Below are 13,667 nucleotides of genomic sequence, written 5' to 3' on the forward strand. Positions count from 1 at the left end.
CTTGCCAAGCCGTGAAGGAGATGGAGATGACGACGGTGGAGCCCACCGCAGAGCAGGCCGCCGCGGCCGAGGCGTTCGCCGCCGGGGAGCACCTGGTGATCCAGGCCGGCGCCGGCGCCGGGAAGACCACCACCCTGGCGCTGCTGGCCCACGCCACGAAGCGGAGGGGCCGGTACCTGGCGTTCAACCGGGCCATCGCCCAGGCCGCCGCCCAGGCCTTTCCCCGCACGGTGGTCTGCAAGACCGCGCACGCGCTGGCCTACGCCGCGATCGGCCACCGCTACACCGCCCGGCTCAACGCCCCCCGGATCCCCAGCTGGCGCACCGGGATGGAGCTGGGCATCCGCCACAGCATCACCCTCGGCGGCCGCGACCTGTCGCCGAAGGCGCTGTCGGCGGTGGTGCTGCGGACGGTGGAGCGGTTCTGCCACTCCGCCGACCCGGTGCTGGACGCCGGCCACGTGCCGCGGCTGCGCGGCCTCGATACGGACGAGCTGCACACCGAGCTCGCCGACCTGGTGCTGCCGTACGCGGGCAAGGCCTGGGCCGACCTGCAGCACCCCGACCAGGGGGTGGTCCGCTTCGACCACGACCACTACCTGAAGATGTGGGCCCTGTCCCAGCCCCGGATTCAGGCGGATTTCCTGCTGCTGGACGAGGCCCAGGACACCAACCCGGTCCTGGAGGAGGTCTTCCTGGCCCAGCGCGGCCACGCCCAGCTGGTGATGGTCGGCGACTCCGCCCAGGCCATCTACGGCTGGCGCGGCGCGAAGGACGTGATGACCGGCTTCGACGGCACCCCGCTGACCCTGTCCCGCTCTTTCCGCTTCGGCCCCGCGATCGCCGAGGAGGCCAACCGCTGGCTGGCCATTGCCCAGGCGCCGATCCGGCTGACCGGCACCGAAGAGATTTCCAGTGCGGTGGGGGAGGTGGGCGAGCCGGCGGCGGTGCTGTGCCGGACCAACGTCGGCGCCATGGTGGAGATCATGAAACACCTCGACGACGGCCGCGCGGTGGCCCTCGCGGGCGGCGGGCAGGCCTTGCGCGCCCTGGCCCACGCCGCCCGCGACCTGCAGTCCGGCCGCCGCACCTCCCACCCGGAACTGGTGCTGTTCACCACCTGGGGTGACCTGCTCGACTACGCCGAACACGACCCGGCCGGCCGGGACCTGCAGCCGCTGGTGGACCTGGTCGGCGAACACGGCGCCGACACCATCCTCCACGCCGCCGACTGCCTGATCGACGAACGCTGTGCGGAGGTGATCGTCTCCACCGCCCACAAGGCCAAGGGCCGCCAGTGGGCCACGGTGCGCATCGCCGACGACTTCACCCCGCCGCCGGACCGGGAGGAGACCGACGACCATGGCGAGCCGCTGCCCGGGGTGATCGACGACGCCGAGGCCCGCCTGGCCTACGTCGCCGTCACCCGCGCACGGTACAGGCTGGACCTGGGCGGCCTGTCCTGGATCCACCACCATCCCGCCGGACGGACCGGTGATGCCGCTGGTGCCCCGGCCCACGGTGAGCCTGACGCTGAACCGTGACCGGGCAGGCTGGAACAACACTCTGCTTGCTCTTTCCGTTCTCGTGAGTGACCCGCTGGGATCTGCACGGCAGGGGAGAGGGAGCCGCGCGCGCCCGCGTCGGGGGTCACAGGCGCGTGGCAGTCTTGAGGTTCCTGCCGAGCCAGGCTGTTTGAGGAACGAGAAGCGTGCCTATGGCACGACTGCGGACCATCGGCCGCGGTGAAGGTGGACGGTGCCGTCGGGGTCGATACGAACGGTGGCGCCGTAGACGGGCAGGGCGCCCTCGAGGTTGAGGCGGTTCCTGACCTTCTCCAGGGTGTCCCACAGGCGGCGGGGGCCGCTCTGGTGCACCTGGGGCGGGTCGGTCCAGACGGCGGTGGCCCGGGCCCAGGAACCGTCGGGGTGCAGCATCCACGCGGTGCGGCGCCGGCCGGGCCCGGCCTCGAAGTGATGCTCGATGCCGGGCTCGGTCAGCTCCAGCATCGACCACACCTCCCACGCCTCGGGTACGTTGAGGACGGGATAGCGGCCGGTACCGACGTGTTCGCCTTCCTGCTCCCGGAGTGTGGGGAGGCGCTGGGTGAGGCCGGGAGGGTAGTTGTGGCCGTGGCGGGTGCGCATGAACCCAGCGCGGTCCCATTCCACTTGTCCGATCGCGCCGCCGTCGTCGGTCTTGTCGGCGGTGATGATGACGGGCATGTTCGCCAGGGTGGTCACCAGCCGTCCGCCGGGTCGCAGTGCGGCCAACCAGGAGGCCGGGACGGGGCGGACGGCGACCAGGGAGACGATGCGGTCGTAGGTGCCCGGCAGTGGCCCGGTGGCGTCCGCCGTGGTCACCGTCGGCGCCCACCCGGCCGCGGCCAGGCGCTGAGTGGCAACCTGGGTCAGGTAGCTGTCGACGTCCACGCTGCTCACGCGCTTGTCGCCGAGTCGGGCGCAGGCCAGGGCGGTGGAGTAGCCGGTGCCGGTGCCCACGATCAGCAGGTCGCTGGTGTCGGTGAGCATGCCGTGGCGCAGCATCCGCACCACCAGGGAGGGGTGGGTGGAGGAGGACGTGGGCAGCCCGGTCGGCCGATCCCCTGGTTGGGCGTGGTCGGCATGCCACTGCCCGACTCGAGTCACCAGGGACTCTGTGTCGCTGTAGGCGGCCGCCGCCCATGCTTCGGGATCGGTGGGGCCGTCGCGCAACGCCCAGCCGTCACCGTCGGGGTGCCACCAGCGGGGCACGAACAGATGCCTCGGCACGGTGGCCACGGCGGGCCGCCACCGAGAGACCGGATGAGTCACCTGGGCGGCCAGGCGTTCGGCGTGCTTTCGCCACTCCACGACCGACTCCTTCGTCAGTAGGCAGGGTTGCAGGCTGTGGTCTCTGCCGGGGAGCAGTCCGAGCCGTCACTGTTGGGCTTGCACGCGGTCGCGTCCGGGCGTCGGGGGACCTGGGCCGGCAGGGTCGTCATCGCCTCGCCCTCCACGATGGTGCGCAGCGGCGTGGTGCGGACGTTACCGGCCGGGGGCAGGAAGCGGGACAGCACACACATCCACACCTCCCCCTGCGGGCCGATCGCGGCCCGGCCGATGCCGCACCTGCCGCACAGCTCGTCGACGGTGGGTCCGACGCCCGTGACGGTGGTGGCGCGGCCGACGCCGCGCTGCCGGTCGATGTGGATGTGCCGCACGCCGAGGGCCTCCAGCTCGCGGCGGGCCTGCTCCACGCGCTGCCCGTCGAAGATGTCGATGATGCCGACCTTCAGCGGGATGCCGAGCTTCACAGCCCGGGCGATGTTGGCGCGGGTACGGGCGTGGGCGGCGCGGCGCCCGGTCACGTGGGCGTGCTGGTCGGCGCGGTCGCTGTAGTAGGACGTCGCCAAGGACACGGCCGGGCAGCGAAGGCGCTCCCACAACGGCTCGCGGACGGCCACCAGATTGGAGAACACCTGCACCTTCAGGCCGTGGTCGATGGCACAGTCCAGCAACGCGGGGAAGTCCGGGTGAAGGGTGGGCTCGCCGCCGATGAACTGCACCTCGAGCACGCCCATGTCCGCGGCCTGCCCGATGACCGACCGCCAGTCGTCGATGGTCATGGCGCCGTGGTCGCCGGCGGGGCCGAAGTGCGCGTAGCAGTGGGAGCAGTCGAGCTGGCACTTGCCGGTGATCTCCAGCTCCAGGAATGTCGTCCTCATTCGGGGAGCGGCGTGCTGCGCCAGTGGAGTTGCGGGTGCGGTCATGGAGAACTCCTGACAGGTCGGGGGCGAACAGGTTTTCTGCCTGTCCCCGGCTGCGGGCCACAAAAGGGGAGCCGTCCGCTGCCGGGGACAGGAACCTTCACGGGGCGGGAGCGGAGTCCAGGTCCACAACCGTGCAACCACGCAGGGTCCGGGTGAGTTGGGACGCCACGATCCACCGGATGGCGGGATGGTCGTAGAAGACGGCTGCCTTCTCGCCTCGCACCAAGCGATGCCCCTGGAGGTGATATGGCCGGCCGTAGACGCCCTCGACTGCGGAGCCGCGTACGCGCAGCGCCATCCAGGGCACATGCAACAGGTGATGGCACTGAACGACTGCCAGGCGGGCACAAGGCAGGCACACCGGCGGATGGGCGGTGACCAGCCCCTCGGGCCAGTCCTTCCAGTCGCCGCGGTGGTCCTCGACCAGCCACAGCACGCCGCCCTGGGTGCGGTCGGCCCGGTGGCCGCAGACCTGACACAGCAGCCGCTGCATCGCGCGGCGCTGCCGCTGGGGATGGACACCACCGAAGTCCGGTTTACCGTGCCCGGGTTTCAGCTCGGTACGGGCCCACAGCGCTCCGCCATGGTCGCGGTCATAGGGCGTCTCGTCGGGGTAGGCCAGGCCCCGCGCGGTTGCGATGACGTCGGGTGTGAGGCTCTGCTCGGCGCTCCACCGGGCGATGTAGGGGACCACGGTCGGCCGGGGCAGCGGGGCCGGGCGGGAGGTGACGTCGTCAGCGGCCGGGCGTGGCGGGGAGGGATTCACGAAGCCTCCGTTGGCGCGGCACTCAGGGGCGGCGTGGTCGGGGACGAGGCCGGTGCGGGTGGTCCGGGCATGGCCGTCCACGGGCGGGTGATGTGCTCGCGGTAGGTCATGTGCAGCCGGTTCTCCGGCGCCTTGACGTGCTCGAACACCCAAGCGCGGGCGGCCTTCGCGTCCTCGCTGGCCGGGCCGCGCTCGCCGCACATCGTGCACTCCATCGCGTACGTCAGCGGCTCCGCGTCCGGCTCGGTGTTGAGGGCGAGATGCCAGCGGACGTAGCGCAGCACGGAGCGAGGGCTCATCCCAGGACCTCCGCTGCTTCCGCGGCGTGTGCGCGGGCCTCGGCGTAGGCGTCCCGCAGGTCCGCTCCCCGGGACAGCGGCTGTCCGGCCGGGGCGACGAGCCAGCCGCGGTCGCCGATTCGGCGGTGCCCGACCACGCCTGGGTCGGGCATCAGCACCAGCGTGCCGTAGGGGAGGACGGTCCCCTCGGCGACGTCCCAGCCGTCCGCCGAGCCCGGGGCGACGAAGAACTCCGCGCCCAGCAGGGCCGAGAGCACGGGCCCCAGCGGGGCCCCGGCGGCCCGCAGCCGCTGCACGGTCTCGTGCACCAGCCTGGCCGGGAGGCGGACGACGTCCCAGGCGATCCCCGTGGGGACCTCGGCCAGGACGCCGCGCTCCCAGGCGGACAGGACGGCGGGCAGCCGGCCGGTGGGGGACAGCCAGTCGACCGGGAGGCGGCCGTCCGCGGCGCCGGCACCGGAGGGGCCAGCGGCGTGCTGGATCACCGTGTTCCCTCCTGGGCAGTGAGGTATCGCAGCGCCCACCGGCAGTCCAGCGCCAGCAGCTGCGCGTGGTCGGCGGCGGAGCGTAGGCCGCGGCCGGGGCCGCGCTCGAGTTCGGCGAGTGCGGTTGTGGCCCTGGCGCATTCGGTGACGCGGACAGTGGACAGCAGGATCTGGAGGTGGCCGCGCAGGTCGGCGATGAGGTCCTCCACCTCCTGGTGCCGGGGCAGGACGGGGCCGACGGCCAGGGCCCGGTCGACGGCCTGTCGGATGGCGGCGACGTCGACTCGGTCGCCGCCCATGCCGGGCGGCCCCTTCCGGATGGTTTGAGTATTCACGGTTCGGGCTCCCCTCGGTGACTCCCTCACACCACGAGTCAACTCCCGAGGGACAGCAACGGCCGGACGTACGGGCGGACTTTTCAGCGGACTTTCCACCGCGACCGGCCTTTTCGTGCCCCCGCGCCGCTACCTTCGGTGTGCGACCGGACACTGGAGGTATGACGTGGCCGACGAACCGACTCCCTTTGAGCGTGCATGCGCAGCGCACGGGTGGGAGAGGCCGGTGGCTTTTCTGCGGGTTTTCGAGGAGACCGCAGCCATGCTCGACGAGGCGGTCACGGTGACGGACCGCCAGTTCAGACGGTGGCGTCAGCCGAAGCCTCCCGCACCCCGCGCCCGCGCCTGGCGCGTACTCCATGCGATGTTCGGGGTCAGCCCGGCAGAGTTGGGTTTCCCCGGACCCCCGCCGGGTGCCACCGTAGGGAAAGCACCACCCCCTGCACAGGAAGGCACCAGAGTGGACCGACGGGCGTTCCTCACCGACTCCATTGGAGCAGCTGCCGCCGCCCGGTTACCCACCCCCGCGCAGAAGCTCACGCCCGCCAGCCACACGGGCGCCGTCGGCACTACCCACCTCCTCGAACTCCGTGAGGGCCTCCGCTCCCTCTACCAGCTCGACGACGCATACGGCGGGGGCGACGTGCGCTCCCTGGCCGTCCGGCATCTCCGCCGCGTCCGCCGCGTCATCAACACCTGCTCCTACCCGGACATAATCGGGCGTCAGCTTCAACTTCTTGCCGGGGAAACGGCCGAGCACTGCGCCTGGCTGTACTACGACGCGGGCGATCAGGACCAGGCACGCCGGTACTGGGGTGAGGCCCTGACGACCGCGACGATGCTCCGGGACGACAGCCTGGAGATCCTGGCACTAGCCTCCCTGAGCATGCAGGCGAGCCACGAAGGCCGACCGCGTGACGGGTACGACCTCGCCCGCGCCGCGCAGGAACGTGCGGCCCGCTTCGGTTCCCCCGCTCTCCAGTCCCTCATCGCGGCCCGCGAGGCTCGCGCCCTCTCCCTCATGCGGGACCGGAAGGCGGCGGGCGCACGGCTCGCCGAGTCGATGCGCCTGATCGACCGCGCTGGCCGTGGGCGTCCTTCCCCGGAATGGGCCGCCTTCCACGGACACGCGGAACTCGACTACGCACAAGGGCTGCTCTACACGGAGATCGGTCACCACCGGGCGGCGGTGACCTTCCTGCGGGCCGCGCTCGCTCACCAGGACCGCACGTACGGCCGCAACCGCGCTCTGTACCGGCTCACCCTCGCCCGTGGCCTCCTCCAGGCTGGTGAGGTCGACGAGGGCGCAGCTCATGCGGTAGAGAGCCTGGAACACCTGGAGGAGGTCGAGTCGGGGCGCGTCATGCGGCGGCTCACCGAAGTCGCAGGCCTCCTTCGTGAGGTTGATGCCGTGAGCGCCCGGGAGGCCGCCGAGGAACTGACGGAGCACGTCCGTGCGAAGGGAGCCGCGTGATGTCCGAGATAACGTTCGACCGGTATGAGGGGCGGGAGGCGGCGCAGCAGCTCGACGCGTTCCTCTCCGCGTACGAGGAGATCTACGTTGAGCCTCCCTACTGCGAGGGACCGCGCGACGTCGCCGAATTCATCGAGCACTATCAGGTCCAAGCACAGCGCCCCGGTATGCGCCTTGTCCTCGCCCGCGACATCGACGAAGTCGTCGGCTTCGCCTACGGCTATCTCCTCGCGTCGGATACCCGCTGGTGGAAGAACATCCAGGGCGACCCGCTCCCGGAGGACTTCACGCGCGAGACCGGCGAGCGGACGTTCGTCATCATCGAACTCGCCGTACGCAAGCCCTGGCGGCGACGCGGCATCGCGGCCGGGCTGCACTCCCGGCTTCTGGAAGGGCTGACAGCGGAGCGAGTGACGCTGACGATGCGGCCCGAGCCAGAGGCCGCCCCGGCACAGTCCGCGTATGCGGCGTGGGGGTACCGAAAGGTCGGCGTCTCCCACCCGTGGGAAGAGGCGCCATTCTATGACGCGATGGTCCTTGACCTTCCCCGGTCCGCTGAGTAGCCGCCCGACAGACGGTGCGCCCTCGCCCGGCGGTTGGGGCACAGCCTCGGCCCCCGCCTCACTTGGCGGGGGTCTTGCGTTCCTGCGCTGCCACGGCACGACACGGCTCCGCTGACCGGCTCTCAACTGGCCAGGGCGAGTTCCGTCCTCACTCGACGGTTGAAATCGACGACGCGCTGGTCCCGGTCGGCATCGTCCTCACCGGCAGCCCAGGCGGCATCCAGGCCACCGTGGACACCGGTGGCCTGCGCGCGTTTGGCGCCGACATCAAAGCCGCCAGCCCCGTCACCCGGGTCAGAGGCGTCACCCGGCTGCGGGCGGCCCATACCCAGGTGCACGACACCCGCGCGGTCACCGCGCTGTGTATTGCCGCCCTGGCCGCCGCGGGGACCTCTACGATCCGAGGCGTGTACCGCCTCGCCTGCGGCTACGGCAGGCTGCTGCCCAATCTGGCCGCGCTGGGCGCCGACATCACCACCGTCGCGGAGACCTGCCGATGACCGCCTTCACCCCCGACGACACCGCCCGCCTGGCCGACGCGCTCGACCAGGCGATCGCCGACGGCGCCGCCCCCGGCGGGGTCATCGCGCTTGGCACCCGCGATGCCAGCCCCCGCTTCCTGACCGCTGGCCGGATCGCCCTCGAACTTGGTGACTTGGCACCAGATGAGCACATCCTGTACGACCTCGCCTCGCTCACCAAGGTGACCGCGACCTGGCCCCTGGTCTGCCAGGCCATCGACACCGGGCTGCTGGACCGCACCACCCTCATCCGCGAACTCCTGCCGCACATGGACGGGCCCGCGCCCAGTGGCAAGGCCACCATCGGACAGCTCCTGACCCACACCGCCGGACTGAAAGCGTCCACCCGCCTGGACCTCTACCGGGGCGGCGAAACCCCCTTGCATGAGCTGATGCTGAGGGAGGACCTGGAGACCAAGCCGGGCACCCACCGGTACATCAACCGCGGCTACATCCTCCTGGGCCTGGCCCTCGCCCACGTCACCGGACGGCACCTGGCCGACCTCGGCCGCGACCTGTGGGACCGGATCGGCATGACCGCCACCTGCTACGGGCCCCTCGCCCGCACCTCCCAGGTCGCCCCCACCGAACAGCGCATTCCCGGCGCTCCCCGCATGTGGGGCATCCCGCACGACGACAACGCCACCCTGCTCGGCGGAGCCGCCGGCCACGCCGGGGTCTTCTCCACCGCCCACGACCTTGCCCGCTACGCCGATCGCCTGTTCGACCCGGACGCAGACCTGCACGCCTGGCTGCGCGCCTCCATGCTGCCTGTCGCCCCGATCGAGCCGGGCCTGGACCGCGGGCTGTCGTGGATCGTCGCCCCGGGGCCTGTCGCCTATCATCACGGCTTCACCGGCACCAGCCTCTACCTCGCCCCCGACACCGGCCGCTACCTGGCCATCTGCACCAACGCTGTCTACGGAAGCGAGGTCCGCAGCAGGATCGCCCCCCTGCGGGCACTGGCTCTGAAGATCATCTCTGCCACTTGAGGGTCTGACAACCGGTCCGTGTCCTTGATCCGCCCGGGCCGGTTGTCAGAGCACAAGTCCACCCGCACTCAAAGGGAGCCTTGCTGTGCTCTCCGTCTCCGAAGCCGCCGTGCCCGAGCGCTGCTACACCCACAACGAAGACCGCGGCGCCACCGACAATCGCTCCAACCCCACCGCGATTCACCGCGAACTGACCACCCTCGCCGCCGCCGAGGGGATGAGCGTGCTGGAAATCGGCACCGGCTCCGGCTACTCCGGTGCCCTCCTGGCCTACATTGTCGGCCCCTCGGGCCGCGTCACCGGTCTCGACATCGACCCCTACATGGTCCGCTGGGCCAACATCCTCCACCACCAGCGCGACCTGACCAACATCGCCTGCCACACCGCCGACGGCACCGCCGGATGGCCCGACGACGCCCCGTACGACCGGCTGGTGACCTGGTGCGCCCCGCCGCTGCTGCCCCATGCGTGGGTGGACCAGCTCACCGTCGGGTCGGTGATCGTGACCGCGCTGCCGATCGCAGACGTCCCCAAGCTCACTGTCGTCGCCCGGATCACCGTCGGGGTGGGCGGACCGCGCATCGACGCCGTGTTCCACGGCGGCTACATCGAGACCGGCAGCTCCCCGCGCGCCGACTACGATGTGCCGCTGCGCTGGGTTGACTGGGAGAACCGCGTCCCTGCCTCGTCCTGGATCTCCATCGCGTGGCGCGACCTGGACGACCGGCTCCACACCGGAGCCCGCACCGCCCTGGCGCGGTTGCTGAAGGACACGCACACCGAGCCCTACCAGGGGGAACCGCTCGACTGGGCGAGCTGGCGTACCTACGCCGCCACCACCGGCGGCACCCACCTGACCATGGCCGCCCTCGCCCCCCGACGAGATCGGACTGGGCCACTCCACCCCGACCTCCGCCGCAGTCATCCTGCCGGACGGCACGATCATTGTCGACGCCCCTGACTCCCCATCCCTGCATGCCCTGCGGGGCTGGCTCGCCGACTGGGAGGAAGCTGGGCGCCCGGCACCGGAGACCTACCAGCCCCCTGGTCCGCGACGAAGAGGACGCGGGCTGGGCCCTGCGGCTGTCCCTGACCCCGTACGGACAGCAAGAAGCCCCCGCCGTGTCGGTGGGGGCTTTCGTAACCCGCGTGGGCGGGCGAGAGCGGTCGCCAAGAACACTGCGCAGGGCAACGGCCGGTACATGCCCGCGCGTGCGGGCGAAAACACTAGGGTCAGGATACTGGCCCGCCCAAGCGGATAGTGCTGGAGGCAGCCTGCCCGACGTATCGGGCGACCAGCCATGTGCCGTACAGGTCCAAGGCGTCGTCCTCTCCGTGCTCGGCGATGTGATCGAGCACCAGGTGCGGGGCGTGCAGGGCTGCGAGGCGGGCGTTGCGTCGCTCTTCGTCGGTCCGCTCCCGTGCTGAGGCGACCAGGGTGTGCATCGCGGCCATCGCATGCTGCCGCTGGCAGTACTCGCGCCAGGCCGGGCTGTCTTGCGGCGCGACTACGGGCGTCGGCCCCCCGGCCACGGGTGCTCCCATGGCGGGCAGGTCGGCGTCCCGGCGCTGGCGGCGCCGTAGCTCGGCTGTGATGAACGCGGCCGGCCGTGCCGGGCGCCAGTCGAGGAACCACGAGTGCAGCTCCACGACGATGCTCTCCGCGTCGAGCCCCGTGTCGATGAGCGGCCGCAGCGCGAACGCCAGCCGGCGCAGGCCCTCATGTTGGGTCCAGGCAACACGGGGGCGGATCTGGCGGACGATCGAGATGTCCCGGGCGACCTGGAGCGCCGGGCGACCCGTCCACCGGCCCCGCTGGCGGCCGGTGGTGGTCTTCTTCGAGGAACTGGCTGTCGAGCACGCTGCGCTCGGTGTGTCTTTCAACCCACCACCGACCTCAGCTTTCCCAACGTTGAAGTACCCACTAGGAGAAGGGGGTTCAAGCCCCCGGCCGCGGGAAGCAGCTGCACGCCGCGTTTCGGCTATCGCCCGCCCCCGACCGGCCTCCGTCACACCGGCCACCCGCGCTGCGTACCCGGAGCCGTCGAGCCGGTGCCCCATCGCCACATCGAAGCACGGCGGAATCGTGGCGCCGTACACCGTGGCTGTACCCGTGTACGCCCGCCCAGGCAGGCGCAGGTTCTTCCGGGTGCCGTGCTCGAGCCACACCAGCGCGCCCAGCTCGCGGAGCACGCGGACGTGCCGCTTCACCGTCGGCACCGACACCTCGAGCCGGGCCGCAGTCCCGAGCATGTCGTAGAGCACCGTGCCCTCGAGGTAGTCCATGCGCCGCGCCAGGTCGGCGGCGATGCGCAGGGTCGTGGCGGTTGCGCGCGGATGCAGGCTGGCCGCGACGAGCCAGCGCACGGCGCGCAGCCAGGCGCGCGGCTGGGCACGGCGTGATGCGGTGGTGGTGGCTTCCTGCTCCGGGCGGGGCACGGGGCTCCACGTGGGCAGGGAGGAATCTGGGCATGCCGAAGCAGGCCCGTGTACTCTGCCGGGCAAGACAGTCCTTACTACGCAGTGGGGAACTGTTGATCAGCGGGTTGCAGCCCGCTGGTACTCACGGCCGGGCGGTCGCTACACCGCTCGGCCGTTTTTCCGGCTAGTCCTCGTCAGTCCGCTTCCGCGGACGTTTCGATCCACGCAGCCCAGCGCCGATCTGCTGAGCGCGAGCGGGAGTAATGTCGCCGATGATGTCGGCGATCTCTTGCCAGGACTTGCCCTGCTCCCTGAGGGCTTGGACACGTCGCTGTCGGAGTTCCCGCAGACGCGCGTGATAGCCGGGCCACTCCCTGAGTGCCTTGGAGACTTCAGACGTGCAGTGCGCGTCGTCTTCGATGGCTTCGAACGCCTCGATGGCTTTCAAGAGCCGCCTCACCTCCTCGGATTGCTCCGCCACTCTCGCTCTCCTTCCTGGCGAGAGCGCGGCCGGACACCGCTTGCAACCCTAGGGTTGATTTGATTCTGGATCAACCCTAGGGTTTGTTCGCGTGGGGCCGCGCTCATCTCGGTCCCGTGCTCAACAGGAACGCCCCCCGGCCCGGCGCTGCACACGCCATACGGGCCGGGGGGCGACACCCCGCGGGCCCGCGGGGCCAGCCATCCACCTGACGAACCCAGGAGATGACCATGCGCGATCGTACCGACGCCCTGTCCCTGACCGGCAACCCCCTCACCCACCAGGGCGAAGCGCTCCGCTGGCTCCTCACCATCGCCATGGAGGACCTCACCGTCCACCAGTCAGGCCGCGAGTTCGGGGAGGGGTGACCGGATCGTCCTCGCCCGGCAGCTCGCCGCCAACCCGCACCGGGAGCGGCAGCTCCTCGCCCTCATGCCGCAGGTGGCGGGCCAGACGACGCGCGGGGAGTACGCGCTTGTCCTCCGCAGGACTTTGAGGGCGGGTGGTGTCCGTGGCTGAGCAGGATCTCGAGGACTACCGCAAAGCCCAGGCCGAACGCGGACAGCGCGCCGCCGCCGCGCGTGGCCAGGTATCCGGAGCCCGCTCCCACGGCAACGCTGCCAGCGGCGCCCCGGAAGGCGACCCCGTCGGTGAGCGAGCCCACTCCGCGGCAGGAGGCCGAGGAGGCCCAGCAGCGCGGCCACTGGCTGATGGCCCGCGTAGTCGTCCTTGCCGCCTTCCGGTCGCCGACCGCCCCTTCCATGCGGCTGTACCAGTCCGGTGCCCACCGTGCCTACGCCAAGGCCGCCGCCCTCACCGAACAGCCGACCGGCATTCCCCGCCGAACCCACTGACCGATCGGGCCCGAAGCCGAAGCCCCCGGAACGGGCCCGCCATCCCGACCTTCTGCCTTCTCCGTCCGTCCCGCACGGGCAGGGCCGCAGGGAACCGGACGACCCCGCCCCGCTTCACCCCACCGACCCGAGAGGACATCGAACCCCATGGCCACGAACACCACCGCCACCATCTTCGCCACCGCCTGGCCCAGGGGCGTCATCGCCCGCTACCTCACCATCGCCGGGAAGGCGCTGCGCGACCCGAACCTCGCCGTTGACGTCACCGGCGGCGACCACCACACCCGCTACCGCCGCAACGGCTGCGGCCACGGCAGCGGCACCTGGTGAACCGAGGACCAGGCCCGCCGTTTCGCCCAGGGCCACGCCGAGAAGTGCCGGGCCCTGCCCCGCCCCGCCTGACCCCGCCCAGTCCGGCCTGGCCCGGAAGACACGACTCCCCTCGGCCCGACCACCCACGAGAAGACACCGGCCCCGTGACCAACCAGCAGCCCCACCGCCCCACCCCGACGACGACCAAGACGTCATCGACTGGCCCGACGACCGCACCCGAGCCGCCGTCACCGTCATGACCGAAACCCACGGCCCGACAGACGAACAGACGAATACGGCGACACCCCGCCATCGCGGCCGCCCCGCTGACGACGCACCCGCAACCGCCAGCTCGGCATCCCGGCCAGCCCGCTACGGCTTCACCACCCTCACCCCCCTCGCCGCAACCAACG

17 protein-coding genes are annotated in these 13,667 nt (G+C 71.3%); 9 read left to right on the forward strand and 8 right to left on the reverse strand.

Annotated features, from left to right (window positions below; translation table 11 throughout):
- Positions 1–35 precede the first annotated feature (35 nt).
- The gene (locus ABD335_RS27140) at positions 36–1,544 is read left to right on the forward strand and encodes a UvrD-helicase domain-containing protein (protein WP_425583765.1); all 1,509 of its coding nucleotides are present in this window, start codon (positions 36–38) and stop codon (positions 1,542–1,544) included.
- 171 nt (positions 1,545–1,715) lie between these two features.
- On the opposite strand, the gene ABD335_RS27145 is transcribed toward ABD335_RS27140, so the two are convergent.
- From ABD335_RS27145 to ABD335_RS27170, 6 genes are all read right to left on the reverse strand, one after another.
- A complete protein-coding gene (locus ABD335_RS27145; RefSeq protein WP_344328226.1) occupies positions 1,716–2,852 on the reverse strand; it encodes a methyltransferase domain-containing protein in 1,137 nt (378 codons plus the stop codon).
- A gap of 14 nt (positions 2,853–2,866) precedes the next feature.
- The gene (locus ABD335_RS27150; RefSeq protein ID WP_344328227.1) at positions 2,867–3,751 is read right to left on the reverse strand and encodes a radical SAM/SPASM domain-containing protein; all 885 of its coding nucleotides are present in this window, start codon (positions 3,749–3,751) and stop codon (positions 2,867–2,869) included.
- Between the two features lie 97 nt (positions 3,752–3,848).
- Positions 3,849–4,517, reverse strand: a complete 669-nt coding sequence (locus ABD335_RS27155) for a hypothetical protein (RefSeq protein ID WP_344328229.1) — start codon at positions 4,515–4,517, stop codon at positions 3,849–3,851.
- Positions 4,514–4,816 carry a DUF7848 domain-containing protein gene (locus ABD335_RS27160; RefSeq protein ID WP_344328230.1) on the reverse strand — a complete coding sequence of 101 codons (303 nt, stop codon included), beginning with the start codon at positions 4,814–4,816 and terminating at the stop codon, positions 4,514–4,516. The genes ABD335_RS27155 and ABD335_RS27160 overlap by 4 nt, the downstream gene beginning before the upstream one ends.
- Entirely contained in the window at positions 4,813–5,301 is a 489-nt protein-coding gene (locus ABD335_RS27165; protein ID WP_344328232.1) for a hypothetical protein, read from the reverse strand. The genes ABD335_RS27160 and ABD335_RS27165 overlap by 4 nt, the downstream gene beginning before the upstream one ends.
- The gene (locus ABD335_RS27170) at positions 5,298–5,600 is read right to left on the reverse strand and encodes a DUF6415 family natural product biosynthesis protein (protein WP_344328233.1); all 303 of its coding nucleotides are present in this window, start codon (positions 5,598–5,600) and stop codon (positions 5,298–5,300) included. Before ABD335_RS27170 ends, ABD335_RS27165 begins: the two co-directional genes overlap by 4 nt.
- 262 nt (positions 5,601–5,862) lie before the next feature.
- Here ABD335_RS27170 and ABD335_RS27175 point away from each other — a divergent pair, with 262 nt between their 5' ends.
- The 5 genes from ABD335_RS27175 to ABD335_RS27195 all read left to right on the forward strand — a co-directional run bounded on the left by ABD335_RS27175 (position 5,863) and on the right by ABD335_RS27195 (position 10,147).
- On the forward strand, positions 5,863–7,110 hold the full coding sequence (locus ABD335_RS27175) for an NsdA family TPR-like regulatory protein (protein ID WP_486387931.1): 1,248 nt from the start codon (positions 5,863–5,865) through the stop codon (positions 7,108–7,110).
- Complete coding sequence (locus ABD335_RS27180; RefSeq protein WP_344328238.1) at positions 7,110–7,673, forward strand: GNAT family N-acetyltransferase; 564 nt, start codon at positions 7,110–7,112, stop codon at positions 7,671–7,673. The genes ABD335_RS27175 and ABD335_RS27180 overlap by 1 nt, the downstream gene beginning before the upstream one ends.
- Before the next feature lie 74 nt (positions 7,674–7,747).
- A complete protein-coding gene (locus tag ABD335_RS27185) occupies positions 7,748–8,173 on the forward strand; it encodes a hypothetical protein (RefSeq protein ID WP_344328240.1) in 426 nt (141 codons plus the stop codon).
- Positions 8,170–9,186 carry a serine hydrolase domain-containing protein gene (locus ABD335_RS27190; protein WP_344328242.1) on the forward strand — a complete coding sequence of 339 codons (1,017 nt, stop codon included), beginning with the start codon at positions 8,170–8,172 and terminating at the stop codon, positions 9,184–9,186. The genes ABD335_RS27185 and ABD335_RS27190 overlap by 4 nt, the downstream gene beginning before the upstream one ends.
- A gap of 85 nt (positions 9,187–9,271) precedes the next feature.
- The gene (locus ABD335_RS27195) at positions 9,272–10,147 is read left to right on the forward strand and encodes a protein-L-isoaspartate O-methyltransferase family protein (RefSeq protein ID WP_344328244.1); all 876 of its coding nucleotides are present in this window, start codon (positions 9,272–9,274) and stop codon (positions 10,145–10,147) included.
- A 272-nt stretch (positions 10,148–10,419) separates the two neighbouring features.
- Here ABD335_RS27195 and ABD335_RS27200 read toward each other — a convergent pair whose 3' ends face one another.
- Both ABD335_RS27200 and ABD335_RS27205 read right to left on the reverse strand, forming a co-directional pair.
- The gene (locus ABD335_RS27200; protein ID WP_344328247.1) at positions 10,420–11,625 is read right to left on the reverse strand and encodes a cell wall protein; all 1,206 of its coding nucleotides are present in this window, start codon (positions 11,623–11,625) and stop codon (positions 10,420–10,422) included.
- Between the two features lie 166 nt (positions 11,626–11,791).
- Positions 11,792–12,088, reverse strand: a complete 297-nt coding sequence (locus tag ABD335_RS27205; protein ID WP_344328250.1) for a hypothetical protein — start codon at positions 12,086–12,088, stop codon at positions 11,792–11,794.
- A gap of 230 nt (positions 12,089–12,318) precedes the next feature.
- Between ABD335_RS27205 and ABD335_RS27210 the strand changes: the two genes are divergently transcribed.
- From ABD335_RS27210 to ABD335_RS27220, 3 genes are all read left to right on the forward strand, one after another.
- Positions 12,319–12,456 (forward strand): hypothetical protein, encoded by a 138-nt coding sequence (locus ABD335_RS27210; protein ID WP_344328253.1) that lies wholly within the window; start codon positions 12,319–12,321, stop codon positions 12,454–12,456.
- A gap of 282 nt (positions 12,457–12,738) precedes the next feature.
- Positions 12,739–12,942 carry a hypothetical protein gene (locus ABD335_RS27215; protein ID WP_344328255.1) on the forward strand — a complete coding sequence of 68 codons (204 nt, stop codon included), beginning with the start codon at positions 12,739–12,741 and terminating at the stop codon, positions 12,940–12,942.
- A gap of 147 nt (positions 12,943–13,089) precedes the next feature.
- Positions 13,090–13,272: a hypothetical protein gene (locus ABD335_RS27220; protein ID WP_344328257.1), complete on the forward strand. Its 183-nt coding sequence runs from the start codon at positions 13,090–13,092 to the stop codon at positions 13,270–13,272.
- Positions 13,273–13,667 lie beyond the last annotated feature (395 nt).

Source organism: Streptomyces macrosporus, assembly GCF_039533145.1.
GTDB lineage: Bacteria > Actinomycetota > Actinomycetes > Streptomycetales > Streptomycetaceae > Streptomyces > Streptomyces macrosporus.